Origin of the sequence: Pseudomonas paraeruginosa PA7 (genome assembly GCF_000017205.1) — a bacterium.
Lineage (GTDB): Bacteria > Pseudomonadota > Gammaproteobacteria > Pseudomonadales > Pseudomonadaceae > Pseudomonas > Pseudomonas paraeruginosa.
On the sequence record NC_009656.1, the window covers coordinates 3,201,165 to 3,227,052 of the forward strand.

Genomic DNA, 25,888 nt, shown 5'->3' on the forward strand with positions numbered 1-25,888 from the left:
GATGGATTTCTCGGTCATCTCGGACAACCTGTCCTACCTGCTGCTCGGCGCCTACCCGGACGGCCCGCTCGGCGGAGCGGCGCTGACCCTGCTGCTGGCGTTGCTCTCCGGACTGGTTTCGGCGGTGCTTGGCCTGGTCCTCGGCGTGGCCCTCGCGGTACTGCCCGGCAAGCCGCGCCTGCTGCTGGTGACGCTGCTCGGCTTCTTCCGCGCGATCCCGGTGCTGATGCTGATCTTCTGGACCTACTTCCTCCTGCCGATCGTCTTCCATGTCGACGTACCGGCGCTGGCCACCGTGGTCTGCGCGCTGTCGCTGATCGGCGGCGCCTACCTCGCCCACTCGGTGTACGCCGGGATCCACAGCCTCCCCGCCGGACAGTGGGCGGCCGCCCGCGCGCTGGGACTGCGGCCGTGGCAGGTGCTGCGCCTGGTGATCCTGCCACAGGCGCTGCCGGTGATGCTGCCGTCGTTCCTCAACCAGTGGGTGTCGCTGATCAAGGACACCTCCCTGGCCTACGTGATCGGCGTCGGCGAGCTGTCCTTCGTCGCCACCCAGGTGAGCAATCGGGTGATGGTCCACCCGACGGAAATCTTCTTGTTCGTCGCCCTGCTCTACTTCCTGTTCTGCACCAGCCTCGACCTTTTCGCCGGGTTCCTGAGCCGGCGCCGGCGGGCCTGAACGGCGTAGTCCCTGACCCGATCGAAGGAACAGTTCGATCGGGCCAGGCTACTCCTCTACTCGCTGGAAGCCCCGTATGACGCGGCTTTTCGCCATCATCCCGGCGCGGAAAATAACAGAAATGTAATTTACATTTATTTGCGACTCGTTATCATTCGCCAGAATTCTCCTAAGAGTGCGCCTCGCGAATGATCCGGCCTTCACCTGTCCAGGCAAGACTGAACGACGGCGAATGCGTCTACGGCTTGCTCAATTCGGTTCCCTCCCCCCTGCTCTGCGAAATGATCGCCCTCGCCGGCTATCACTTCGTGATCCTCGACATGGAGCACCTGCTGCGCTCCGGCGACGACCTGATGCACTGCCTGCGCGCCTGCGAGTCGGCTGGAATCTCGCCCTGGCTGCGGATCCCCGAAGTGGACGCCAAGCTCATCGGCCGCGCGCTGGATGCCGGCGTCGAGGCGATAGTCCTGCCGCGGGTGGAAAGCGCCGCCGAGGTCGCGCGGGCCATCGAGGCCGCGTTCTTCCCGCCGCTCGGCCGCCGTGGCATCACCGGCGGCCGGGTCACCGGCTTCGGTCGCCTGTCCCTGGCGGACTACATCGAACTGTCGAACCGGGCCCGGCCGATCGTTCCGATGATCGAGAGCGCCGCCGGCCTGCGCGCGCTGCCGGAAATCCTCCAGTTGCCCGGCGTCGGCATGCTCCTGGAAGGCGCCCTCGACCTGGCGCTCGACCTGGGACTCGGTCCCGAACCCCTGCATCCGCGGGTCTGGCAGGCCCTGCAGGAAATGGCCGAGGCCTGCCGGGCGACCGGCGTACCGTTCTGCGCCAACCCGCGTACGCCCGAGCAGCGCCGTCACTGGCAGGCCGCCGGCATCCGCGCCTTTCTCGCCGGCGAAGACCGCGGCCTGCTCCAGGCGGCCCTGAAGAACCGCCTGGGCGAGTTGCAATCCACCCCCTGACCCTTCACTCCCTCAAGAGCAGTCGCAAGCACGAATGAAAACAACAATCCCATTACTTGCCCTTCCCTTCAGCCTCCTGGCCCTTGGCATCGCGAATGCCGCGGAGGAGGAAGACGCCGCCCTGGACCCGATGGTGATCAAGGGCGACGTGCTCGGGAAAGCCAGCGATCCCGAGGTGCTCACCTACAGCGGCAGCCGCAGCGTGGTCGATGCGCAGGACCTGAGCAAAGGCAGCGTGCGCGGCCTGGACGACGCGTTGCAGCGGGTCCCCGGGGTGAAGATCTTCGACGAGACCGGCACCGGCGCGCTGCCGCAGATTTCCGTCCGCGGTCTCTATGAAAGCCGCAGCGGGCGCATCCAGGCGTTGTCCGACGGCGTCCCGCTGGCGCTGGCGCCCTACGGCCAGACCGGCATGTCGCTGTTCCCGATGACCCTGGCGACCATCGACCGGATCGACATCGTGCGCGGCGGCGCGGCGGTCCAGTACGGCCCGAACAACGTCGGCGGGGTGATCAACTTCATCAGCCGGCCGATTCCGCGCGAGTGGGAAACCACCCTGCAGGAACGCACCACCTTCGCCCCGGGTGGACGGCAGCTGTGGGACAGCTACCTGGGGACCGGCGGCTACCTGACCGACAACTTCGGCCTGCAGCTGGACCTCAACACGGTCAACGGCGAGTACGGCCGCGAGCACTCCGACACCGACATCCAGAACTACCGCCTGCGTGGCCAGTGGCTCATCGACGACGACCGCGAGCTGACCTTCGGCGTCCAGCGCTATGTCGCCGACATGGACCTCGCCGGCGCCCTGAGCGTCAGGGACTACAAGGACGACCCACGGCAATCCACCCGCCCGCTGGACCGCTTCGAGGGCGATACGGACCGGGTCTGGGGCACCTATACCCAGTACTTCGGCGCGGTCGGGCCGTTCGACTCGGTGGAGTTCAGCTGGACCAACTTCGCCCACAACAGCTATCGCAACTTCGTCGTCGGCCTGCCATTCACCCCGGATGCGCAGCCCGTGACCAAGCAGGACGGCCCGCGCGACTTCAAGGTCTGGGGCAGCGAGCCGCGCCTGAGCATGAGCATCGACGGCGATAGCATCGGCCAGACCTGGCTGCTCGGGGCGCGCTACGTGAAGGAGGACATCGACTACCGGGTCGACCGGCAGAACCTGAACAGTGGCGTCACCAGCGTGTTCCGCGACTGGAGCTTCGACAACGATGCCAAGGCCTTCTACCTGAGCAACGCCATCAGCCTGCTCGACCATCGCCTGACCATCACTCCCGGGGTGCGCTACGAAAACGCGACGATGGACTACTCCGACAGCGTCACCGGTTTCCAGCGCACCAACAAGGCCAAGGAGTGGTTGCCCGGCCTGACCGTAGGCTTCCAGGCCACCGAGGAATGGTTCGTCTACGCCAACGCCCAGCGCTCCCTGCGCCCGCCGCAGGTCACGCAGATCGTCAAGGAGGGCGCGGTGGATGCGGAGATCGCCTGGAACTACGAGACCGGCGTGCGCTACACCCCCTGGAGCGGCCTGCGGGTGGACTTCGGCCTGTACCGCATCGATTTCGACGACCAGATCGAATACAACGCCAGCACCGACCGCTTCGTGAACCTCGGCAGCACCCGCCACCAGGGGATCGAGACGGAGATATTCTGGTCGCCCGAAGCCATCCGCGGCCTGGAACTGCATGCCGGCTATGCCTACCTGGACGCCGAGCAGCGCAGCGGCCAGTACGCGGACAACGAAGTGCCCTACGCTTCCAGGCACCAGGTCATTCTCGACGGACGCTATCGCTTCGCCGAGTTCTGGACCTATAGCCTGGACGGCCTCTACGTCAGCAAGAGCTTCACCGACGCCGCCAACAGTCATGCAGAGAACGCCACGGCCTCGGTCGGCGAGTTGCCGTCTTACTGGCTGTGGAACACCGCCATCGAGCGGGAATTCAAGTTCGCCAACAAGAGCCTGCTGACCGCCTCCGCCGGCATCAGCAACCTCTTCGACCGCCAGTATTACTACCGCGGTATCGATACCAGCCCGTGGGGCCGCCAGCCGGCGCCAGGACGGACCTTCACGGTCGGTCTCAACTACCGCTTCTAACCCACCTACCCCGTACCACACAGCCGTCCGCCCCAGCGGAGGGACGGCTGTCGCCCACCCGGAGGCCGCCATGCAACGACCGCTCGTGATCCTCACCCACATCGCCCATCCCGCCATCACCGAGGGTTTCCTTCCCGCCGCCATGGCGCGTGGGCTGCCGGTGCTGCTGATCACCGACCATGCGCAGCAGCATCGACGCCAGCTGGCGGACGCGGACTATCCGGCCGAACGCCTGGAGATCCACGAGTGCGACGTGTTCAATCCGCTCGCCGTGGTCGAATTGATCAACGCCCATGGCTGGACGTCACTCGCGGTGTTCAGCAACAGCGACCACCTGCAGACCGCCACCGCGCTGGTGGCCGAGACCTTCGCCTGTCCCGGCAAGGATTGGCGTCTGTGCCTGGCGGCGAAGAACAAGGCGCTGATGCGCGAGCGCCTGCTGCGACTCGGCCTGCCCTGCCCCTGGTTCCGCGTGCTGGTGCCGGGCGCGGCACTGCCCGACGAGGTTCCCTACCCGGTCGTGGCCAAGCCGCGTGAAGGAGTGGCCAGCCTGGATGTCCGCCTGTGCCGTGATGGTGACGCGCTGCGCGACTACTGCACGCGTTTCTGGCAGCTCAATCCCGGCCGCGCGCTGCTGCTGGAGGCCTACCTGGAGGGCCCGCTGTTCACCCTGGAAACCCTCGGCGACGGCCAGCGCCTGAGGGCGATCGGCGGTTTCGACGTGAACCTCTCGGCGCCGCCGCATTTCGTCGAGCTGGCGGCGCGCTGGAACGGACCGCTGAGCCGTGAGAACCGTGCCGCGGCCCTGGCCCAGGTGGCTGCCTTCGGCATCAATTTCGGGGTCTGCCACAGCGAATTCATCCTCACTGCGCAGGGGCCGGTATTGGTGGAGATCAACTACCGCAGCATCGGCGATGGCCGGGAGTTCCTGCTCGACCGCCTGCTACCGCAGGGCTGGTTCGAGCGTATCCTCGCCCTGCACCTGGGCGAACCGCTCAGCGAGCCGCTGGCCGCGGCCGCCGAGGCGCTGGTGCATTACCTGGTCGCCGAGCGCTCCGGCGTGCTGAGCCAGGCGCCGGAAAGCTTCAGCGAGCAGGACGACGGCCGCTGGCGTGACTACCGCGCGCTGTATCGCAGCGGCGACGAGATCCGCCTCAGCCACTCGAACAAGGACTATGTCGGCGTGCTGCGCCTGATCGAGCGCGACGACGCCACCCTGCGGGCGCGCCTGCAGGCCAGCCTGGCCGACCTGCGCTGGGTGCTGGCATGAGCGCCGTGGCTTCCTGCACCGACCGGGCGGTGATCGGCCAGCGCATCATCGACTGTTTCCTGCGTGAGGACATCCGCGGCCTGGCCAGCGAGGGTCGGGCCGGCGCGCTTCCGGCCGAGCTGGGCGGGCACTGGCCGCTGGCCGCCCCCGACGCCTGGCTGCGCATCGACCATCTCCCGCTTGGCGAACTCTGGCTGCCGGTCCGCCGCGGAGCACCGCTGCAGGCCTGGAGCGCAACGTGCGATGCCTGGCTGCGCAGGCAGTACGGCGCGGTGCTGCTGGAGCGGGGGCATGGCCGGTGGCTGGAACTCCTCGCCCTGGGGCTGGACGCGGAAAGCCGGGAACTGTTCCGTGACTACCTCGCCGAGGCCGAGTGCGCGGTGGCTCATCGCGCCCTCTGCCGCGAGGCGCGGCGCCGGCATGGCGCCGGCGAACCGCTCGACGCCGCGGGCTGGGATGAGCGCCTGCTGGGCATCGATCGCCTGGCCAGCTACCTCGATCATCCGTTCTACCCGACCGCGCGCGCCAAGAGCGGCTTCGACCGGGACGCCCTGCGCCGCTATGCGCCGGAGTTCGCCCCGCGCTTCGCGCTCAACTGGCTGGCCTTGCCGAAGTCCGAGCTGACCCTCGCCAGCACCGCGCCGGCGCACTGGCCGGGGTTCGCCGAAGTGGGCCTGGACCCCGCCCTGGCGCAGAGCCATGCGCTGCTGCCGGTGCACCCACTGACCTGGGCGGAACTGGAGCGCCACGGCCTGCCGGCGGACGCGTTGCGCGCGCCCGGCAGCGCGCTGTGGGTGCAGCCGACGCTTTCCGTGCGCACCGTGGCCTGCGTCGAACATCCTGACTGGCACATCAAGCTGCCGCTGCTGGTACGCACCCTCGGGGCGCGCAACCTGCGCCTGATCAAGCCGAGCACCCTGTATGACGGCCATACCCTGCAGCGTATCCTGCAGGCGCTGGCCGAGCGCGACCCGGCCCTGGCGGATCGCTACCTGCATGTCGACGAAAGCCACGGCGGCCATGTCGGCGAGCACAGGCACCTGGCCTATATCGTGCGCCGCTATCCGTCCGGCCTGGAGCGCGCCACCCTGGTCCCGGTGGCGGCGCTGGCCAGTCCGCTGGAGGATGGCCGGCTGTTCCTCGAAGCGCTGGTCGAGCGTTTCCACGGTGGCGACCTGGACGACTGGCTGGAGCGCTACCTCGACCTCCTCCTGCAGGTGCACCTGCGCCTGTGGCTGCGTTACGGCATCGCCCTGGAGGCCAACCAGCAGAACGCCGTGCTGCTGTTCCAGCCCGGCCAGCCGCTGCGCCTGCTGATGAAGGACAACGACGCGGCGCGTCTCTGGCCGCGGCGCTTCCTCGCGGCCTGTCCCGACCTGGCCGGCCACTGCGCCGCCCTGCGCGACGAGCGTATCCGCGTCGAAGGTTCCCAGGCGCTGGCGGAGATGTTCACCACCATCACCCTGCAATTGAATATCGTCGCGCCAATCGAGGCCATCGCCGCGGCCCGCCTGGCTCCGCGCGAAGCGCTCTACGCGAGGTTGCGCGAACGCCTGCGCGCCTGCCTCGACGGGCTCGAGGCGGAAGGCCTGGCGTGCGCCGAGGCGCGGCGCTTCCTGCTCGACAGTCCGTGCCTGCCGGTGAAATACCTGCTCAGCGCCGGCAGCCTGTTCAGCAAGGCCTGGTCGGGGGCTCGCGACATCAACAAGTTCTACGGCTACAGCGCCGCGAATTTCCTGCGGGGGGACGACGCATGTCCCGGCGCCTGATGTACAGCGTCCTGCTCGGTCACTACCTGTCGGCGTTCACCGCCCTCGGCGTGCCCCTGTTCCTGCCGCGGATCCTCGCCGACCTGGCGCCGGGCACGCCGGGCTGGGCCATCGGCGTGCTGTTCGTCCTGCCGACCCTGTGCACCGCGCTGGCGGCCCCGTTCTGGGGCCGCCTGGCCGACCGCCACGGGTGCCGGCTGTCCCTGCTGCGGGCACATGCGGGACTGGCGCTCGGCTTCCTGCTGGCCGGGCTGAGCCCCAACCTCTGGACGTTCGTCCTCGCCCTGGTGATCCAGGGCAGCTTCGGTGGCGCCATGGCTGCCTCCAACGCCTACCTGGCGACCCAGCTGGACGACGGCGAGCTGTCGCGCGCACTGAACTGGACCCAGTACTCGGCGCGCCTGGCGATGATCAGCGGACCGGTCCTGCTCGGCCTGCTGACCGCCAGCGGCATGGGCCAGGAACTCTACCGGGTGCTGGCCTGGCTGCCGTTGCTGGCTTTCGTGCTGATCCTCCCGTTGCCTGCCGATCATGGCCGCCAGCGGGCCTCCGGGAGTGCCGGGGAAGCCGGTGCGGGCGCTCTGCCGGGCGACCTGGCGCGGCTGCTCGCCGTGCAGTTCCTGTTCTGTTTCGCGATGGTGCTGGGCTTCCCCTACTTCGTTCCCTATGGCGAGGCCCTGGGCCTGCGCAACGACGCTCTCATCGGCCTGTTCTACGCGCTGCCGCACCTGGTCTACCTGGTGGCCCTGCCGCGCCTGCAGCGCTACCCCGCCAACCTGTTGCTGCCGGGGCTGGGGCTGTTCGCCCTGGGCAACTTCCTGCAGTTCGGCGCCGGCCAACCGCTGTCGCTGTTCGCCTGGCGCCTGCTCGCGGGGCTCGGCATGCTGCTCGCCTTCATCGGCCTGCATCGCTGTCTCAGTCAGCGCCGCCGCCATGGCAGCGCCGGACGGCTGTTCGCCTGGTTCGACTCCAGCGGCAAATGGGCCGGCGCTGCCGCGGGTGCCGCGGCCGGCCTGGCCAGCCAGCACTACGGCATCGCTTCACCGTTCCTGGTCGCCGGCCTGGCCGCTTTCGCGGCGCTGTGGCTGGCGCGTCCCCTGCTCGTCGCTCCTCGGGAGATCACCGCATGACCGCAGCACCCGACTCGTTGTCCCTGCACGACCACGCGCTGGCTGGCGACGCCCAGCGGCACGCCATCGAATGCCTGCTCAACTGCTATCTGCGCGAGTATGCCCTGCCCCGTGGCGAGGCCTGCCTCGACGCGCGTGGCCAGGACCTGCCGATGAGCCTGCGCCAGCTCGCCGGCACCCGCGTCTGCATCGACCTGGCCGGCGGCCGCTTGGCGGTAGCCGCCGACCGCACCAGTGCGCTCGGTCGCTGCCGCTTCACCAGCGCGCCCTATTTCAAGGGTAACGGTCAGGGCTGGCGCCCCCTGGGAGTCATGGAACTGGCGCAATTGCTGCTGGCGCCCCTGGCCAGCGCGGAGCGCCATGGCGAGCTGATGGGGCAGATCCACAACAGCCTGAGCGTCACCCGGGTCTTCCTCCGTCACGCGGTTCCGGCGCAGCAACTGCCGCAGGACAGCCTGCTGCGCTCGGAGCAGCACCAGGTCTGGGGCCATGCCTTGCATCCGACCCCGAAGAGTCGCGAGGGGGTTTCCCTGGAGTCCCTGCTGGCCTGTTCCCCGGAGGTCGGCGCGCGCTTCTCGCTGCACTGGTTCCAGGTCGATCCCTCGCTGTTCCGCCATCTGGGCGACGATCCGCGGGCGACCCTGCGCCAGTTGTCCGGCGAGGAGCATCTCTATCCGTGCCACCCCTGGGAGGTGCAACGCATCCTGGGCAACCCCCTGGTACAACGCGCCATGTCGCGGGGACTGATGTCCTACAGGGGCGCGCTGGGCGCGCCGCTGTATCCGACCTCGTCGGTGCGTACCCTGTATCACCCCGAGCTTGCCTACTTCCTCAAGTTCTCGGTGCACGTGCGCCTGACCAACTGCATCCGCAAGAACGCCTGGTACGAACTCCACAGCGCAGTGGCCCTGACCCGCCTGCTGCGGCCGGCGATGGCCGACCTGGCCAGGCACCAGCCGGGCTTCGAACTGATGCCCGAGCCCGCCGCCAGTACCCTCGACCTGAGCGCGCTGGGCAGCGCCGAGCAAGCCCGCGAAGTCACCGAGTGCTTCGGTATCCTCTACCGCGGCAACTTCGATGCCGGCAGTCGCGAGGCCTATCGCCCGCAGGTCGCCATGGCGCTCTTCACCTGGGGCCTGGACGGCCACGGCATGTGCGCCTCGCGCCTGCGCCAGTGCGCGGCGCGGCTCGGCCTGGGGCGCGAGGAGACCGCCGCGCTGTGGCTGCAGCGCTATGCCGGCCTGCTGCTGGGTGGTGTGCTGCACTGCCTCTATCGCCAGGGGGTGGTCCTGGAACCCCATTTGCAGAACACCCTGCTCGGCTTCGACGACGATGGCCTGCCCTGCCGGGTCTGGGTCCGCGACCTGGAAGGCACCAAGCTGGTCGCCGGGCACTGGCCGGAAGAACGCCTGGCCGGGCTCGACGAACGCACCCGCGCCTCCCTTTACTACAGCCCGGAGAAGGCCTGGAAACGGGTCGCCTATTGCGCGCTGGTGAATAACCTGGGCGAAGCGCTGTTCCATCTTGCCGACGGCGACGCGGCGCTGGAGCGGCGCCTGTGGACACTGCTCGGCGAAGAACTGCGGGCGCAATGCGCGCGGCTCGGCAATCCCGCCGAGCTGAGCGGGCTGTGCGCCGGCGCCGCCCTGCCCAGCAAGGAAAACTTCATGACCCGCCTGTTGCAACGCGCCGACCGCGAGGCCGGCTATACCGCCCTGCCCAATCCCCTGTTCCATGGAGACCGCGCATGAACCTGCCGCCACGCATACGCCTGGCCCTCGCCGACCTGCGTCGACAGCGCGAGGAGCCGCTCTGCGCCTACCTGTACGACCTGCCGGCGCTGGCCGAACGGGTTCGCGCGATGCGCGCGGCGCTGCCGCCCGCATGCGAGCTTTTCTATGCCGCCAAGGCCAATCCGGAGGCAGCGATCCTGCGTACCCTGGCGCCGCTGGTCGACGGCTTCGAGGCAGCTTCCGGCGGCGAGCTGGCCTGGCTTCGCCAACATTGTCCGGAGCATCCGCTGATATTCGGCGGCCCCGGCAAACTGGAAAGCGAACTGGACGCCGCGCTGCTGGCCAACCTCGATGCCTTCCACGTCGAGAGCCTGCACGAGCTGCGCCGCCTGGCCAGCCTCGCCAGGCGGCGCGAGCGACGGATCCCGCTGTTGCTGCGGCTGAACCTGAAGCTGGACGAAACTCCCGACAGCCGCCTGGTCATGGGCGGCAAGCCGACGCCCTTCGGACTCGACGAGGAAGCGCTCGACGAGGCCCTGGCGCTGCTGCGCGAGGAGCCCGCGCTGGAGTTGAAGGGGCTGCACTTCCACCTGCTTTCCCACCAGCTCGACGTGAGCGCCCACCTGCAACTGGTCCGCGCCTACTGCCGCGCCTTCCTGCGAATCGCTGGCGAATCGGGGTTGCCGTTGTCGCTGCTGAACGTCGGCGGCGGGATGGGCATCGACTACCGCGATTTCGCGCGCTCCTTCGACTGGTCGGGCTTCTGCGACGCCTTGCCGGCCCTCCTCGACGAAGAAGGCATGGGGGGTATCCGCCTGCGCTTCGAGGTTGGCCGCTACATCGCCGCGCCATGCGGCTACTACGTGATGGAAGTGCTCGACATCAAGCGCAACCATGGCGAGCTTTTCGCCGTCGCCCGGGGCGGCACCCACCATTTCCGCACCCCCGCGGCGCAGGGTCACGACCATCCCTTCGTCGTCGTGCGCGGCGAGCGAGCCGCGGAAATCGAGGACCAGGCGGTGACCCTGGTCGGCCAGCTGTGCACGCCCAAGGACGTGCTGGCCCGGCGGCAGCCGGTCGCCGCCCTGGCCGTCGGCGACCTGCTGGTGTTCACCCTGGCCGGCGCCTACGCCTGGAACATCTCGCACCGCGACTTCCTCATGCATGAGCCGCCGCGGATGCTGTTCCTGCAGGACTAGTCGCTGCCCTGCGCCCGGGCGTAGTCGACCAGATCGGCGAGGTAGTGCGGGGAGTCGCGCAGGGCCTTGTCGTCCCAGCCGTAGAGCACGCTCAGGGCCGACACTTCCATGGCCCACCAGCCCCAGGATTCGGGCCCGGCCAGGCGGCGGGTCTTTTTCTGGGCCTTGGGCGACAACTGGAAGAACTCCCGGTACTCGCGTTGCAGGTATGGCACCAGCGCCTGCGCGGCGCTGTCGTCCGGGGCTTCGAAGAACGCCCGGAGCTCGCCGAACGGTCGCGGATGGAAGGTTTCCCCGCTGGCCTCGACCAGGCCGAGGGCGGCCGCGCTCAGGTAGTCGAGAAGACGGTCGGTGTCGAACAGAAGAACTTCCTCGACCAACGCGGGAAGAAGGTCCTGGGCGTCGAGCAGCACGCCCATGGCCAGCAGCTGCAACGCGAACGGGTACTGGCCGCTGCGTGGCGCCAGGGCCGGGGTCGCTTCGAAGTTCTCCTCGCCCTGCTGCCGCAGGCTGTCGCGCGCGGCGCCGAGCAACCGCGCGTAATCCAGCCAGAGCGCCGCCGTTTCCCGGTAGACGGGGCGCAGCACGGCGCCCGGCAGGCCCCGGTCGATACCCTTGAGCAGCAGCGTGCTGGCATTCTCCGCGGCGCTGCCCCAGCTCCAGGCGCTCTCCAGCGCCGCATACCCCTGCACCGCGCCAGGCTGCCGGTAGGCGTGGCTCCGGGAAAAGCGTTCGAGTGCGCCGAACAGGCCACGCCAGTCGGCGTTCCAGTCGGCAAGGTCGAGGTTTCGTCGTGGAACCGCGGCGGTGCGGGCGAGATCGCGCCACTGCGGCAGGGCGTCGGCGAGCTGGTTGTCCAGGGCGGGTGTCGGTGCGTACATGCGGCGGCCTGTAGTCATCGCGGCCGTTTCCGGCCGATCCGTGCGATCCGGGGCGGCCGTCCGGGCCTCCACCGGTGTGGAGCGGCGATGCTAGCGCAGCCGCCTGTTCCGCGAAAAGCCGCCACCCTGCAACGCTCCCCCGGCACGCTCGTCGCACGGATTCATGGCCGCATGCGGGCGGGGGGATCCCGGTAATAGGCGAGAAAGGCCTCAAGCGCCAACGCCCTGCCGAAGTGCCAGCCCTGGCCGAGGGCTTCGGGCGAGCGGCGCGAGACGTAGTCCGCCTGGGCCTGGGTTTCGATTCCTTCGACCACCACGCCGATCTGCAACTGTTCGGCCATCGAGCAGAGCTTGTCGAAGATCAGCTCGACGGCTTCGCTTTCGCCGATCGACTGGGTGAAGACCTTGTCGATCTTGATCGCGTCCACCGGCAGGTTGGCCAGGTAGACCAGATTCGAGTGGCCGGTGCCGAAGTCGTCCACGTAGATCTTCAGGCCCAGCTCGCGCAGGCGGTTCATCCCCGCCAGCAGGCAGACCTGGGCCTCGGTGGTGCGTTCGGTCAGCTCCAGGGCGACCTGTGCAGGCAGCACGCGCTCGCGGGCCATCTGGCGGATGGCGAAGTCGATGAATCCGGGATTGGCGATGTCCTTGCCGGTCACGTTGATGCTGACATAGAACCCCGGCTCCTTTCTCAGCAGCGGGCCCAGCTGCCTGAGGGCACGGCGGAAGACGAAGCGGGTCAGCAACTGGATGTCGCCGCTTTCTTCCAGGGCGCCGATGAATATGTCGGGAGACACCCGGCCCAGGCTGCTGTCGGTCCAGCGCGCCAGGGCTTCGACGCCGATGCAGCGGCCGTCCGCCAGGCGCACGATCGGCTGGTAGTGCACCTCCAGCGCCTCGCGCTTCAACGCGCGCAGGAGCCTGGCGGGAAGCTTCTCGTCGCTGAGGAAGCCGAACAGGTAGCTCAGCAGCAACATGACCCCGAAGAACAGCCCGCCGCCCATCGCCGCGGCCATGGCGGCGCGGTCCGGCTCGGTGTTCAGCAGGCCGCGCTCGCGCAGGTGGGAGACCACGCAGAGGTCCTGGTCCGGCTCGCAGCGGCTTGCCTGGCGGGCGCCGGAGACTTCCGGCCAAGCGGGCCTGCCGGGCATCTCCGGGGCCGGGCGCTGCTCACCGGCGAAGCGGTGGTAGATGTAGTCGCCGTTGGCCGAGACGGCGGCGGCGGAGATGCCGGCGTCCGGGTGGTCGACGTCGAAATAGGCATGCGGGGCGATGAACACGATGGCGTTGCCGCGGGCGACCAGGCCGGTCGGCAGCACCTGCAGCGGCAACGGCATGCCCTCGGACCAGAAGCGGGTGCCGGCGCGGTCGACCCGGTCGGGTGCGGACAGCCCCCAGGGCGCGCGCAAGCGGCCGCGCACCCCGGTACAGATCACCTGGTTGCCGCTGATCCGGCCGACGTCGCTCATGAAACGCGACTCGAGCACGATCGAGCGCAGCATCTCCAGGTCGCGGTCGCTGCAGGCCGGCGCGCTGCCGGCGTTCATCTCGGCGAGCATCTGGTCGGCCGCCGAGGAGATCTCCAGCGCCCGCTCCAGGGCCATTTCGGTATAGGACGCCAGGTGCGCCCCGTCGTGCTGGCGATCCAGCTCGTTGATCACGAAGATCCCGCAGACGCCGCCCACCAGGGTGGTGGTGAACAGGATCAGCAGGATCCGTTGCCAGTCGATCCGGCCTTCGACAGCCGTCCCACGCTCGGACATACCTTCTTCCCGATGAAAGAATTGATGGAAAGCACGTCAGATTGCCGAACAGCTTCACGGGCCGGGGGCCGTGCGAAGAACCTTCTCAGATTTGTCCCGATCGTGACAACGCTACCTTCGCCAGCGCCGTCCAGTCCGATTCCCCGTCGCCATGGGCGATGGCCTCCAGCAGCACATCGTGCAGCAGGCTGGCCAGCGGCAACGGTACGTTGCGGCTCTTGCCGGCGGACAGCGCCAGGTCGACGTCCTTCAGCCCGAGGACCAGGCGGAAGCCGGCGGGAGTGAAGCGCTGCTCGACGATCTGCGGACCGTAGTTGCGGTAGACAGGCGCATCGAACAGCGTCGAGGACATGAGTTCCATGAAGCGTCCGGGGTCGACGCCCAGGCGTTTCACCAGGGCGACGCTCTCGCCCATGCTTTCGATGGCGCTGGCGATCATGAAGTTACCAGAGATCTTCACCGCCATTGCGCTGAGTGGATCTTTTCCGAAAAACCATGTCTTCTGTCCCATAATCTCCAGCAGCGGCTTGACATGCTCGATGGCCTCCTCCGGGCCACCGACGACGATGTTCAGCCTGCCGGCGGCGGCCACGTCGGTGCGCCCGAACACCGGCGCGGCGACGAACGCCAGCCCCAGGCGCCGGTGCTCTGCGGCGAGCGCCTCGACGCAGTCGATCGACAGCGTCGACATGCTCAGATGGATGAGACCGGGACGCGCCCGTTCGAGCACGCCGCTGTCGAGCAGTACCCCGCGGGTCGCCTGGTCGTCCGCCAGCATGCTGATGACCACGTCCAGGCCGAACAGCTCGGCGGCCTCGCCCGCCCTGGCGGCGCCCAGCGCCAGCAGCGGCTCGCAGGCCGCCGCGGAACGATTCCAGACCGTGACCTCGAGCCCCGCCTGTACCAGGCGGGTGGCCATCGCCGAGCCCATGCCGCCCAACCCGAGAAAACCGACTTTCATTTGCGTGACTCCTTATTGGTCGTGGGTCTCAACCCGGAATGGTGGTGGTGCGGGACGCCTCGTCCAGCTCCTCGAGGAGCAACGCCCGGCGCTTCCCCCCGCAGGCCGCCGAGCGCCTGGGTCGGCCGGCTCATGCGTCGGCTCCGACGCGGATCACCAGCTTGCCGAAGTTGCGTCCCTGGAGCAGGCCGAAGAACGCCTCGGGGGCGTTCTCGAGACCGTCGACCCGCTCCTCGCGATACTGGATGCGGCCCTCGGTGATCCATTGCGACATGTCGCGCTGGAACTCGCCGTAGCGATGACCGTAGTCGTCGAAGATGATGAAGCCCTGCACCTTGATGCGCTTGCGCAGGATGGTGCCCATCAGCGCCGGCAGGCGGTCCGGCCCCGGCGGCAGGTCGGTGTCGTTGTAGTGGGCGACGATGCCGCATACCGGGATCCGCGCCTTGGCGTTGAGCAGGGGGAATACCGCGTCGAAGACCTTGCCGCCGACGTTCTCGTAGTAGATGTCGATGCCTTGCGGGCAGGCTTCGGCCAGGCGCTCGGCGAAATCCGCGGCATGGTGGTCGAGGCAGGCATCGAAACCCAGGACCTCGACCGCGTGGCGGCATTTCTGCGCGCCGCCGGCGACGCCGATCACCGTGCAGCCCTTGAGCTTGCCGATCTGTCCGACGGTGGCGCCGACCGGGCCGGTGGCGGCGGCCACCACGAGGGTTTCGCCGGTCCGGGGCTGGCCGATGTCGAGCAGGCCCATGTAGGCGGTGAAGCCGGGCATGCCGAGCACGCCCAGGGCATGGGACGGATGTTCCGGGGCCTCGCCCAGCCGGGCCAGACCGCTGCCGTCGGACAGCGCATAGTCCTGCCAGCCGTTGGCCGAAAGCACCCAGTCGCCGACCTTGAAGTCGGCATGCTTGGATGCCTGCACCCGGCTCACCGTGCCGCCGACCATCACCGCGCCGAGCTCCACCGGCGGTGCATAGGACGGTGCGTCGCTCATCCGTCCGCGCATGTACGGGTCGAGCGACAGGTAGACGGTGCGCAGCAGCACCTGGCCGGCGCCGGGTTGCGGCACCGGGACCTGCTCCAGGCGGAAGTTTTCCCGGGTCGGGGCGCCGTGGGGGCGCGACGCGAGGACGATACGGCGGTTGACCTGCGTGGATTGGGACATTTCCAGGCTCCTCTGTCTGACGCTGCACGGCCGGTGCCGTGCAGGTTGAAACTAGACCAGTCGACTAGCTGCGGGCGGAAAAAATACCCGCCTCTTCCGGGGCGGGTCTTCTTGGTCTCGCGAAACTCAGGGCTCCAACTGGCTCCTGGTGGTTTCCATCGCGCTTTCCAGCGGACCGGGATGACGATGCAGCTTGCTCAGCAGGCTCGCCCCCAGCCACAGCTGGTACAGGGCGCTGGCCTTGCGACGGGCGTCGCAGGGCGCGAGGGAAGCGTCCGCGCGGCCCTGTTCGATGCACCCGGCGAGTCGCTCGATGATCCCGTCCGAACCGTCGCGCAGGGTGATCCGCATGCTCTCGGAAAGATCCGCGACCTCGGCGCTGAGCTTGACCACCAGGCACCTCTGCTCGTCGCAGGGAGTGCGGGAGTTGTCCAGCCACTTCTGCCAGTAGCTCATCAGCCGCTCGCGGCCATTCAGCCCGGGAGCGGCGAAGCGCTGGTCCATGTCCGCCAGGTAGGCGCGGAAGTAGTCTTCCAGCAGGGCCTGGCCGAACTGCTCCTTGGACTTGAAGTAGTGATAGAACGAGCCCTTGGGCACGCCCGCGGTCTGCAGGATTTCGTTGAGGCCGACTCCGGAGAAGCCTTTGACCGCCATGATCCGGTATCCGGTATCGAGCAGATGCTGGCGGGTATCGTCGTAGCTGGTTTTCATGGGGCGCACGGTAGCTTGAATTAGACCAGTCGTCTAGTGGGCTTTCCGGGTGAGCATACAACCGCCGCCATGTCCGCCGGCAAGCGTGGCGCGTTTCCCGCCAGCGCCCTGCCCCGGCGACCGAGTGGAGCGCGGCATGCCCCGCTCCGCCCGGTGCCTGTCGCCACCACGAAGCTAGCAGGCCGCCACCGCCACGGCGGAGCGCTCCGGCTGGAAGCGCGCCGCCAGGAATGGCGTGAGGTCCAGGGGCAGTTGCTCCCCGTGGACCAGACGGTCGAGCAGCACCCCGGTGATCGCCGAGGTGAGGATGCCGGTGCGGAAGTGCCCGCAGGCGTTCAGGTAGCCTTCCACCTCCGCCACCGGGCCGAGGATCGGCAGCTCGTCCGGCGAGCCCGGGCGCAGCCCGGCCCAGGTGCGCTTGAGGTTGACCTCTTGCAACTGCGGTACGCAGCGCACCGCGCCCTGCACCAGGCCGGCGATTTCCGGGAAGGTATTGCCGACGTCGAAGCCCTTGTCCTCGGTGGTGCTGCCGATCAGGATCTCGCCGTTGTCCTTCTGCGCCATGTAGCAGTCGCTGGTGGTCAGGCAGCCGTTGAGCAGTCGCGGCATGCGCTCGGTGAGGACGATCTGGCCCTTCACCGGCTTGACCGGGATGCGCCGGCCGCTGGCCATTTCGCTGAGCTCGGCGGCCCAGGCGCCGGCGGCGTTGATCAGGGTCTGGCAGTGCAGCACGCCGGCGTTGTCCGTGCGCACCCCGCTGATCCGCCGGCCCTGGCGCAACACGCCGGTGACGTTGCTTCCCAGCAGCAGCTCGACGCCGTTCTGCCGTGCCCCCTCCAGGTAGGCGTCGGCCAGGCGGAACGGGCTGACCTGGTGGTCGCAGAGGAACTCCAGCGCGCCGTGGGCCGCCTGGCTGACCGCCGGCTCGGCGCGGCGCAGGTCGTCGCGGTCGAGCCAGCGCACCTGATCGGCGAGGTGCGGGATCTGCGCCACGATGTGCTCGGCGTACTGGCGGTCCTCATCGTCCTGGATGACGTACTTCAGGCCGGTGCGCTCGAACTTGAAGTCCATGCCGTGGCGTTCGATGAGCTCGCGGTGCAATTCCGGATACAACGCGTTGGACTGCAAGGCGAAGTCGAAGAATGCCGGCGGCAGGATGTGCGGCGTGCTCGCGTCCACCGCCACCGCGGCGCCCTGGGCCTCGCGCCGGTTGCGGGCGGACATCATGCGGAAGAAGATCACCCCGCAGCCCAGCCCCACCGATTCGCCGATCGCCCATAGCCCGCCGGCCGAGGCGCGGGTGGCGTTGCCGGGGCGCTTGGCATCTACCACGGCGATGCGCAGGTTGCCGCGCTTGGACAGCTGGTAGGCGCAGGACGCGCCGATCACGCCGCCGCCGGCGATCACGATGTCATAGGTTCTGTTCATGTTCAGGCTTCCGTACCGAGGTTCTGAAATGCGGAAAACGGGATCGGGTCGATCGGGAACCGCGGGCGCAGCCAGCCGATGTCGGCGCGCCCGGTGGCGCTACGCAGGCGATCGCTGCAATAGCCGATGCACATGCGCCCCTGGCAGTCGCCCATGCCGACGCGGGTGCGCATCTTCAGGCCGGCGATGTCCTGTACGCCCTGCTCGAGCGCGCGTTCGACGTCGCCACGGGTGACCTGTTCACAACGGCAGATCACCGTATCGGCCCGAGCCAGTTCGACCTGGCGGGCGCCACGCCGGGTGTAGCGCTCGACCCCGGCGCGGAAGCGCTTGATCGCCTCCAGCCGGGCCAGATGGGAATCGCGCCGTTCGATGGCCTCGGCGGGGGACATCGCCTCGCGCTGCAACAGGATCGACAAGGCGGCGATGCGTCCGCCGATCATCGCCGCCTCGCCGCCGCGTATGCCCGCCATGTCGCCTGCCAGGTGGATATGCGGCTGGCTGCTCTGCTGCCAGACGTTGCACTCCGCGCGCAGGTAGCCGTCGTCGCTGAAGCCGTGCTCCAGGCCCAGTTGCTGGCTGAGCTGGGTGCGCGGGATGAAGCCGTAGCCGACGGCAAGGGTCGATGCCTGCACCGACCGGGCGTTTTCCAGGTCGGGCCGCCATTCTTCGTCGTAGGGCGCCACCGTCACTTCCGCCAGTTCCCCAGCGCCGCCGGCCTCGACCACCCCCCAGCCGTAATGCAGCGGGATGCCGTTGAGCTTGAGATAGCCAAGCATGCTCAGGCCGTCGAGGAACAGTTGCGGCTTGTTCAGCAGCGCCAGGCTTTCCCTGGCCATGCGGCCGAACGCGCAGGCCTCGTAGACCCCGGCGACGCGTACCCCCGCCGCATGCAGCTGGCAGGCCACCAGCGGCAGCAGCGGGCCGCTGCCGGCGATCAGGGTATCGCCCAGTGGCTTCACCACGCCGCTCTTGATTTGCAATTGCAGGCCGCCGAGCAGCATCACCCCCGGCAGGGTCCAGCCGGGGAACGGTACGCTGCGTTCGTGGCAGCCGGTGGCCAGGAGCAGGTGCGAATAGGTCATTTCGTGCAGCCGCTCCGCCTCGTCGAGGATCATCAGGCGCTGGCTGTCGCCGCCGACCACGCGGCTGTTCAGACGCAGGTCGATGTGCCCGGCGCAGGCGGCGAAGTCACGCCGCAGCTTTTCCAGGGCCCTGGTGTAGCGCGCGCCGAGGTAGGCCGGGTCGACGCCGGCGCGCAGCGGTCCGCGATAGACCACCCCGCCCGGGCGCGAGGCCTCGTCGACGAGCACGCAGGAGACCCCGTGGCGGGCCAGTTCGATGGCCGCGGCCATGCCGGCCGCGCCACCGCCGACGATCAGCGGACGCTGGCTCATGGACGATCCTCCCGGTCGAAGCGATTGACCTCGGTTTCCACCCGCATGCCTGGCCGCACCACGGTCTGGCAGGCGCGGCGCTTGGGCCGGCCGTCGATGGCGACCAGGCAGCAATGGCACACGCCCATGCCGCAGAAGGCGCCACTGGCCTGGCCGTGATCGTTGCGCGCGACGCGCCGCAGGCCGACCGCGTTGAGCACGTTGAGCACGGTCTCGCCGGCAGCCACCGCGACGGGCTGGCCATTGAGGTGGATGGTCATGTCTGCCCGCGAGAGGGGCTGGATATCGTGTTGGCGTTCAAGAAGGTGCATTGCCCTTTCATCCGTGAGAGAGAGTTGGGAGCCGGCGACACTAGGAGTCGGACCGGGCGTGGACATTGATCCACGACAGGTGGGCACCTTCTCCTGCCAATTCTGGTAGGTGGGCCGCAGGCGCTCGCGCGGAAAATTCGAACCCCGCGCCGGGCGTCGGGCTCGAAGCAGGAAAGCGGCTGTCGAAGCCGCCCAGGAGGTCCCATGCTGCAATCCTTCCAGCCGCCCTGGTGGAGGCGCGCGGTGATCTACCAGGTCTATCCGCGCTCGTTCGCCGACAGCAACGGCGACGGCGTCGGCGACCTGCCCGGCCTGATCGCCCGCCTCGACCACCTGCAGCGTCTCGGCGTCGACGCGCTGTGGCTGTCGCCGGTGTACCGCTCGCCGATGCGCGACGCCGGCTACGACATCTGCGACCACTGCGACATCGATCCGCTGTTCGGCAGCCTCGCCGACCTCGACCGCCTCCTCGCCGAAGCTCATGCGCGCGGCCTGCGGGTGTTGCTCGACTTCGTGCCCAACCACACTTCCGACCAGCACCCCTGGTTCCTCGCCGCCCGGCGCGGGCGCGACGATCCGCGGCGCGACTGGTACATCTGGCGCGACCAGCCGAACAACTGGCGCGCCGCCATCGATGGCGGCAGTAGCTGGACCTGGGACGAGGCCAGCCAGCAGTACTACCTGCATTTCTTCCTGGCGCAGCAGCCGGACCTGAACTGGCGCAACCCGCAGGTAGTAGAGGCGATGCACGAGGTTCTCAGGTTCTGGCTGGAACGCGGTGTCGACGGCTTCCGCATCGACGTCGCGCACTGCATCGGCAAGGATCCCGAGTTCGCCGACGACCCGCGCTGCGCGGCCGGCGAGAGCATCGCGCGGATCAACGACCAGCCCTACAGCCACGAGGTGCTGCGCGGGCTGCGCCGACTGGTCGACAGCTATCCCGGCGAGCGCGTGCTGGTCGGCGAGGTGAACATCCGCTCGACCGCGCGGGTCGCCGCCTATTACGGTGCCAGCGACGAGTTGCACATGTCCTTCAACTTCCCGCCGCTGGACGCGCCCTGGGACCCGGTGACCCTGCGCCTGTGCATCCGCGAGGTGGAAACCACGCTGAATCAGGCGGCGGCCTGGCCGACCTGGGTCCTCTCCAACCATGACAACAGCCGCCACCGCACGCGCTACGGCGGCTCCCTGGCGCGGGCGCGCGCCGCCGCGGTGCTGCTGTTGACCCTGCGCGGCACGCCGTTCATCTACCAGGGCGAGGAGCTGGGCCTGGAGGACGCGCCGATCGAGGCGGCGCATGGCGTCGACCCCGGTGGCCGCGACGGCAGCCGCGCGCCCTTGCCGTGGCGAGCCGCCGCACCCCACGGCTGGGCCGGCGAGCCCGCCTGGCTGCCCTTCCCGCCCGAGGCGGATACCCTGGCGGTGGAGGTCCAGGAGCGCGATCCCGGCTCGGTGCTGGCGCTCTATCGCCGGCTGCTCGCCTGCCGCCGCGGCAGCCCCGCGTTGCAGCTGGGCGACTGGGAGGAGCTGCCGTCGCACCCCGAGGTGCTGGCCTACCGTCGGCGCCATGGCGATGACCAGCGGCTGGTCTGCGTCAACTTCGCCGACGCCGCCCACGGCTTCCCGCTGGCCGGTGCCTGGCAGGTCGAGGTGGCCAGCGATGGCGTCGCCGCCGGGCAGCCCTACGCCGGCGAGTTGCGCGGCGGCCAGGCGCTGCTGCTGCGGCCAGGGGAGCGTGGCGATGGACGCTGAATGGTATCGCCACTGCCTGATCTACCAGATCGATCCATCGCTGTTCCGCGACAGCGACGCCGACGGTTGCGGCGACCTGGCCGGTATCGTCGAGCGCCTCGACTATCTGCGCGAACTGGGCGTCGGTGCGTTGTGGCTGATGCCGCTGTACCGCTCGCCGTTCCGCGACGCCGGCTACGATGTCAGCGACCACCTGGCGCTGGAGCCGCGCTTCGGCAGCGAGGAGGATCTCCGGCGGCTGGTGAGCGAGGCCGCCGCGCGCGGCATGCGGGTGATTCTCGAACTGGTGGTGCAGCACACCTCGGATCAGCACCCCTGGTTCGTCGCCGCCCGGCATGACCGCGAGGCGCCCTGTCGCGACTACTACCTGTGGTCGGACCGGCCGCTGGACGACGGCAACCGGCCGATCTTTCCCTCCGTGGAGGACGGCATCTGGAACTGGGACGCCCAGGCCGGGCAGTACTACCGCCATCTTTTCTACAGCCACGAGCCGGACCTGAACCTGAAGAACCTGCGGGTCATCGAGGAAGTCGAGCGGGTCATGAGCCACTGGCTGGAACTGGGCGTCGCCGGTTTCCGCCTGGATGCCGCCTCGCACCTGGTCGAACAGGCCGGCGGCGGCGACGAGCGACGTGGCGCCTGGCTGCTCGAACGGCTCGCCCGGCATGCGCCGGAGGCGCTGCTGATGGGCGAGGTGGACGTCGAGCCCGACCGTTACCGCCATTACTTCGGCGACGGCAGGCGACTGGGGCTGGTACTGGACTTCTGGATCAACAACCACCTGTTCCTCGCTCTCGCCCGGCAGAGCGCCGAACCGCTGCGCCGCGCGCTGGTCCGCCAGCCGGTGCCGCCGCCGGGCTGCGGCTACGCCCTGTGGCTGCGCAATCATGACGAGCTGGACCTGGAGCGCCTGAGCGAGGCCGAGCGCGAGGAGGTCATGCGCGCCTTCGCCCCCGAGCAGAACATGCGCCTCTATGGCCGCGGCATCCGCCGGCGCCTGGCGCCGATGCTCGGCGGCGACGTCCGCCGCCAGGCGATGGCCTACGCCCTGCTGCTGTCCCTGCCGGGCACGCCGATCCTGCGCTACGGCGAGGAAATCGGCATGGGGGACGACCTGCGGCGCCCGGAACGCCTGGCGGTGCGCACGCCCATGCAATGGAGCGACCAGCCCCACGCGGGGTTTTCCGACGCGCCCGCCGAACGCCTGGCGGTGGCGCCGATCGAGGACGGGCCGTTCGCCTGCACGCGGGTCAACGTCGCCGCCCAGGATGCGGCGCCGGACTCCCTGCTCAACCGGGTACGGCGCCTGGCCCGGGCGCGCGCGGAACTGCCGGAGACGGGCCTGGGCCAGGCCAGCCTGGTACCGACCGACCAGCCGGCGCTGTTCGCCATGCGCCATGATCGCGGCCAGGCGCCCGGCAGCCTGATGCTGGTCAACCTGTCCGAGCGGCCGCTACGCGCGTGCATAGGCGAGCTGGATCTCGGCGCCTACCGGGAAATCCTCGCCGATGACGACTACCCGCCTCCGCACGGCAACCGGGTCTCGCTGGCCGGCTACGGCTACCGCTGGTTCCGTCGCGACGGCTCACAGCCATAGCAGCAGCGCGGCCAGCAGCAGGGCCGCGCCGAGCAATCCCCAGGACACCGTCGCGGCGCTGAGCAACAGCGCCGAGCAGCGCGAGCGGCTGGCGAAACGGCCGCAAGTGGCGTGGCCTTCCTCCAGGGGCAGGAACAGGTTGTCCGGACGCCCTCCCGGCTCGGCCTGTTCGCTCATCTGGCCGACGTAGGCGCGCCGCGCCAGCAGGCGGTCGAGCAGGCCCGGCGCCACGCCGTTGGCAAGGATCGCCTGGAGGGTCGACGCGCCCAGCCAGAGTTCCCGTGGCGTCTTGTCGACCGCCGCGTAGATCGCATGGGCCGCCAGGTTGGGATGGTGGATCGGCGGTACCGGCTGCGGTTTTCGCGGCAGTCGGTTACGCGCCCAGTCGAACTGCGGGGTGTCGAGCGCCGGCAATTGCACCATGCACAGGCGGATCCCGCTGCCCTCCTCCAGCAGTTCGCAGCGCAGCGCGTCGGTGAAGCCGCGCACGGCGAACTTCGCCGCGCAATAGGCGGCCTGCAGAGGGATGGCCCGGTAGGCCAGCGCCGAGCCGACCTGGATGATCACCCCGCGGTCGCGCGGGCGCATGCGCTCCAGCGCGACCAGGGTGCCATGCACCGTGCCCAGGTAGGTGACCTCGGTGACACGGCGGATCTCCTCCGCAGTGAGCTGGCGCACTGGCGAGAACAGCGTGACCATCGCTGCGTTGACCCAGACGTCCGGGGTGCCCAGTTCATGCTCCAGGCGCTCGCTCGTCGCGCGCAACGCATCGGCATCGGCCACGTCGACGCTCAGCGTCGTCAGCGGCACGCCGTAGCCGCGCAGCTCCGCCTCGGTCTCGGCCAGGCCGCGTTCGCCGCGGGCCAGTATCGCCACCGCGTAGCCGGCGCGGGCGAAGACATGCGCGGTAGCCCGCCCGACCCCGGCGCTGCCGCCGCAGATCGCCACCAGCCGTCGTTCCGCCATGGCTGCCTCAGTGCGCGCGTGCCACGCCGCGCAAGAGATTGGCGCTGAGCTTGTCGGTGTTGCAGGTGGCGATGTTGGCCAGCGAGACGATCCCCACCAGGCGCTTGTTGCGATCCATCACCGGCAGGCGACGCTTTTCGAGTTGCGCCATGTTCTTCGCCACATGGTCCACCTCCTCGTCCTCGAAGCAGTAGCGCAGTTCCGCGCTCATCACTTCGCGCACGGGGCGGTCGGCCGCCAGGCCGTCGGCGAGGCCGCGCACCACCAGGTCGCGGTCGGTGACCACGCCGGTCAGGCGCTCGCCCTCGTTGACCAGCAAGGCGCCGATGTCGGCCTGGCGCATCAGCAGCGCCGCCTCGCCAAGGGTGGTCTGGGGGGTGACGGTGCGTACTTCGCGACTCATGATTTCGCGGACTTTCATCGGTCTGTCTCCTCCTTTCGACGCGCCGCTTCCCGGCGCGACTCTCCCTGCTTGTGAATGGCGGCGGCAGCGGGAGTTCGAAGTTTCTTCCCGGCGTCACTCCTGGCTACCGGGGTTGCTGGAGCGATCGCGCTGGCCGCCCTCGCCGGAATGCTCCGGCGAGGCATCCTGGTGGTCGCTGCGGTTGTTGCGCTCGCCGTCGTCGCTGCGCACGGCGCGGCCATCCTCGGTGCGTACCTTGCCGTTCTCGCGATGGGTTTCGTGAGGATCCTGGGCGGTGGGCCCGGCGCCCTGGCCATGGCTCGTACCCTCGCCGGGGCCGGGATGATTGCCGTCCGGCGTCGCCGGTTGCCCGGCCAGGGCGGCGCCACTGCAGAGCGTGGCAACCAGGAGGAAGGCGCGCAGCGGATGGCGGGAAGTGGGTCTGGACATGCTGAGTTCCTCTTCGTCTGATGGAAAAACGGCGCATCCCGGTGGGGATGCGCCGTACGCTTGCGCGGTTCTACATGATCAGGACGAACGGCCGCCGCCGTGGCTGTTCTGGCCGCCCTTGCGTCCTGCCTCGGAAGCTTTTTCCCGGTCGTTGGCGAAATTGCCGCCGCTCTGCTGGCCGCCCTTGCGGCCCGCCTCGGCGGCTCTTTCCCGGTCATTGGCGAAATTGCCCCCGCTTTGCTGGCCACCCTTGCGCCCGGCTTCGGCGGCGCGCTGCGGGTCGTTGGCGAAGTTGCCGCCGCTGGCCTGGCCACCCTTGTGGCCGATCTCCTGGTAGAACTCCTTGCCGTGGCTCCTGGAGGTGGCTTCGCCGCCTTTCTGCCCGGCTTCGCTGGTGCTCATGCCTTGTCGTTTGTCGGTCATGCTCGTTTCCTCCTCTCGAGGGTTGGAAGGGATGCGGCGCTTTTCGCCGCGTGCACTTACTCCGAAGGCTTCCGCCAGGGAACGTTCAAACTCTTTTGCGGATGTCCTGGGACGAAAAATTCATTAGCCGATTCAAGGCCTTCCGCTTGCCGGAATATGCTGGCCGAAGGCCGCCGCGCGTGACCCGGCAAGGCCTGCGCGGGTTCAGGAGTGCACGCTCCAGTGACAGGCGGAAGCGGGTATCGGCGAGTCGTCGACGCTCTGGATCAGCCCGCAGGCCAGCGCGTCGTCGGGACCGAGGATCCGCGGGTAGGCCATCAGGTAGCGCGGGATGTCCAGGCGCTCGGGGGCGTCGCGGGTGTGCTCGGCGACGATCTGCGCGTACAGCTGCAGGTCGTAGTCCAAGCTCATCGCGTATTCCGCCATCCGCGCGTGGTCCACCGCGCCATGCAGGGTCCAGTGGAACGGGTGGAACAGGAACTTGCTGTGGGCGCAGGCGCTGCGGCGCTCGCCGGCGAGGAACAGGATGTTGCCCATCGATTCGACGGTACCCAGGTTGTGGGTATGGACCGGGACCGGCAGCGCGCGCAGGAAGTTGTACAGGGTGAAGCCGTAGCTGCACTCCCCGCCCATGGTGGCGATGTTGATCCGCAATTCCTCGGCTTCCTGTTGCAGGGCTTTCGCGCAGGTATTGATCAGGTTGCCGCAGGTGGACGAATTGATCGGTCCGGTAAAATGGATGATGTGCTGCTTGGACATGCTCGCCTCTCTTCTTTCGTATCGGTTCCTCGACGATGGTTTTCCCTACGGAGGATTGTCGCTCGCGCGCCA

Annotated in this window: 23 protein-coding genes; 10 read left to right on the plus strand and 13 right to left on the minus strand. The window is 68.9% G+C overall.

Annotation, left to right across the window (positions count from 1 at the left end; translation table 11 throughout):
* The first annotated feature begins 1 nt into the window (after position 1).
* The 8 genes from PSPA7_RS14705 (at position 2) to PSPA7_RS14740 (ending at position 10,846) form a co-directional block, all read left to right on the plus strand.
* On the plus strand, positions 2–679 hold the full coding sequence (locus PSPA7_RS14705; RefSeq protein WP_012075847.1) for an amino acid ABC transporter permease: 678 nt from the start codon (positions 2–4) through the stop codon (positions 677–679).
* Between the two features lie 188 nt (positions 680–867).
* Positions 868–1,638, plus strand: a complete 771-nt coding sequence (locus PSPA7_RS14710) for an HpcH/HpaI aldolase family protein (RefSeq protein WP_012075848.1) — start codon at positions 868–870, stop codon at positions 1,636–1,638.
* Between the two features lie 34 nt (positions 1,639–1,672).
* Entirely contained in the window at positions 1,673–3,745 is a 2,073-nt protein-coding gene (locus PSPA7_RS14715) for a TonB-dependent receptor family protein (RefSeq protein WP_012075849.1), read from the plus strand.
* A 70-nt stretch (positions 3,746–3,815) separates the two neighbouring features.
* Complete coding sequence (locus PSPA7_RS14720) at positions 3,816–5,015, plus strand: ATP-grasp domain-containing protein (protein WP_041025356.1); 1,200 nt, start codon at positions 3,816–3,818, stop codon at positions 5,013–5,015.
* Positions 5,012–6,784, plus strand: coding sequence for an IucA/IucC family protein (locus PSPA7_RS14725; protein WP_041025357.1), 1,773 nt, complete (start codon positions 5,012–5,014; stop codon positions 6,782–6,784). The genes PSPA7_RS14720 and PSPA7_RS14725 overlap by 4 nt, the downstream gene beginning before the upstream one ends.
* Positions 6,769–7,914, plus strand: coding sequence for an MFS transporter (locus tag PSPA7_RS14730; protein WP_012075852.1), 1,146 nt, complete (start codon positions 6,769–6,771; stop codon positions 7,912–7,914). The genes PSPA7_RS14725 and PSPA7_RS14730 overlap by 16 nt, the downstream gene beginning before the upstream one ends.
* Positions 7,911–9,665, plus strand: a complete 1,755-nt coding sequence (locus PSPA7_RS14735; RefSeq protein WP_012075853.1) for an IucA/IucC family protein — start codon at positions 7,911–7,913, stop codon at positions 9,663–9,665. The genes PSPA7_RS14730 and PSPA7_RS14735 overlap by 4 nt, the downstream gene beginning before the upstream one ends.
* A complete protein-coding gene (locus tag PSPA7_RS14740; RefSeq protein WP_012075854.1) occupies positions 9,662–10,846 on the plus strand; it encodes a type III PLP-dependent enzyme in 1,185 nt (394 codons plus the stop codon). Before PSPA7_RS14735 ends, PSPA7_RS14740 begins: the two co-directional genes overlap by 4 nt.
* Here the strand turns inward: PSPA7_RS14740 and PSPA7_RS14745 are convergent.
* From PSPA7_RS14745 to hcnA, 8 genes are all read right to left on the minus strand, one after another.
* Entirely contained in the window at positions 10,843–11,727 is an 885-nt protein-coding gene (locus PSPA7_RS14745; RefSeq protein WP_012075855.1) for a PoNe immunity protein domain-containing protein, read from the minus strand. The genes PSPA7_RS14740 and PSPA7_RS14745 overlap by 4 nt on opposite strands.
* Positions 11,728–11,888: 161 nt before the next feature.
* Positions 11,889–13,490: an EAL domain-containing protein gene (locus tag PSPA7_RS14750; RefSeq protein WP_012075856.1), complete on the minus strand. Its 1,602-nt coding sequence runs from the start codon at positions 13,488–13,490 to the stop codon at positions 11,889–11,891.
* An 85-nt stretch (positions 13,491–13,575) separates the two neighbouring features.
* The gene (locus tag PSPA7_RS14755) at positions 13,576–14,451 is read right to left on the minus strand and encodes an NAD(P)-dependent oxidoreductase (RefSeq protein WP_012075857.1); all 876 of its coding nucleotides are present in this window, start codon (positions 14,449–14,451) and stop codon (positions 13,576–13,578) included.
* Between the two features lie 130 nt (positions 14,452–14,581).
* Complete coding sequence (gene curA, locus PSPA7_RS14760) at positions 14,582–15,619, minus strand: NADPH-dependent curcumin/dihydrocurcumin reductase (RefSeq protein ID WP_012075858.1); 1,038 nt, start codon at positions 15,617–15,619, stop codon at positions 14,582–14,584.
* 126 nt (positions 15,620–15,745) lie between these two features.
* Positions 15,746–16,330 (minus strand): TetR family transcriptional repressor CurR, encoded by a 585-nt coding sequence (gene curR, locus PSPA7_RS14765; protein ID WP_012075859.1) that lies wholly within the window; start codon positions 16,328–16,330, stop codon positions 15,746–15,748.
* A 174-nt stretch (positions 16,331–16,504) separates the two neighbouring features.
* Positions 16,505–17,758, minus strand: a complete 1,254-nt coding sequence (hcnC, locus tag PSPA7_RS14770; RefSeq protein ID WP_012075860.1) for a cyanide-forming glycine dehydrogenase subunit HcnC — start codon at positions 17,756–17,758, stop codon at positions 16,505–16,507.
* 2 nt (positions 17,759–17,760) lie between these two features.
* Entirely contained in the window at positions 17,761–19,155 is a 1,395-nt protein-coding gene (hcnB, locus tag PSPA7_RS14775; protein ID WP_012075861.1) for a cyanide-forming glycine dehydrogenase subunit HcnB, read from the minus strand.
* Positions 19,152–19,466, minus strand: coding sequence for a cyanide-forming glycine dehydrogenase subunit HcnA (gene hcnA / locus PSPA7_RS14780; protein ID WP_012075862.1), 315 nt, complete (start codon positions 19,464–19,466; stop codon positions 19,152–19,154). The genes hcnB and hcnA overlap by 4 nt, the downstream gene beginning before the upstream one ends.
* A 204-nt stretch (positions 19,467–19,670) precedes the next feature.
* Here hcnA and PSPA7_RS14785 point away from each other — a divergent pair, with 204 nt between their 5' ends.
* Together PSPA7_RS14785 and PSPA7_RS14790 are read left to right on the plus strand one after the other, a co-directional pair.
* Positions 19,671–21,218 (plus strand): alpha-amylase family glycosyl hydrolase, encoded by a 1,548-nt coding sequence (locus PSPA7_RS14785; protein WP_012075863.1) that lies wholly within the window; start codon positions 19,671–19,673, stop codon positions 21,216–21,218.
* Positions 21,208–22,815 (plus strand): alpha-amylase family protein, encoded by a 1,608-nt coding sequence (locus tag PSPA7_RS14790; RefSeq protein ID WP_012075864.1) that lies wholly within the window; start codon positions 21,208–21,210, stop codon positions 22,813–22,815. Before PSPA7_RS14785 ends, PSPA7_RS14790 begins: the two co-directional genes overlap by 11 nt.
* Here PSPA7_RS14790 and PSPA7_RS14795 read toward each other — a convergent pair.
* The 5 genes from PSPA7_RS14795 to PSPA7_RS14815 all read right to left on the minus strand — a co-directional run bounded on the left by PSPA7_RS14795 (position 22,804) and on the right by PSPA7_RS14815 (position 25,816).
* On the minus strand, positions 22,804–23,781 hold the full coding sequence (locus PSPA7_RS14795; protein ID WP_012075865.1) for an SDR family oxidoreductase: 978 nt from the start codon (positions 23,779–23,781) through the stop codon (positions 22,804–22,806). The two genes, PSPA7_RS14790 and PSPA7_RS14795, sit on opposite strands and share 12 nt — an antisense overlap.
* A gap of 7 nt (positions 23,782–23,788) precedes the next feature.
* Entirely contained in the window at positions 23,789–24,202 is a 414-nt protein-coding gene (locus PSPA7_RS14800) for a CBS domain-containing protein (protein ID WP_012075866.1), read from the minus strand.
* A 96-nt stretch (positions 24,203–24,298) separates the two neighbouring features.
* The gene (locus PSPA7_RS14805) at positions 24,299–24,634 is read right to left on the minus strand and encodes a hypothetical protein (RefSeq protein ID WP_012075867.1); all 336 of its coding nucleotides are present in this window, start codon (positions 24,632–24,634) and stop codon (positions 24,299–24,301) included.
* Between the two features lie 78 nt (positions 24,635–24,712).
* On the minus strand, positions 24,713–25,057 hold the full coding sequence (locus PSPA7_RS14810; RefSeq protein WP_012075868.1) for a con-10 family general stress protein: 345 nt from the start codon (positions 25,055–25,057) through the stop codon (positions 24,713–24,715).
* A gap of 204 nt (positions 25,058–25,261) precedes the next feature.
* Positions 25,262–25,816, minus strand: a complete 555-nt coding sequence (locus PSPA7_RS14815) for a ClpP family protease (RefSeq protein ID WP_012075869.1) — start codon at positions 25,814–25,816, stop codon at positions 25,262–25,264.
* Positions 25,817–25,888: the final 72 nt, after the last annotated feature.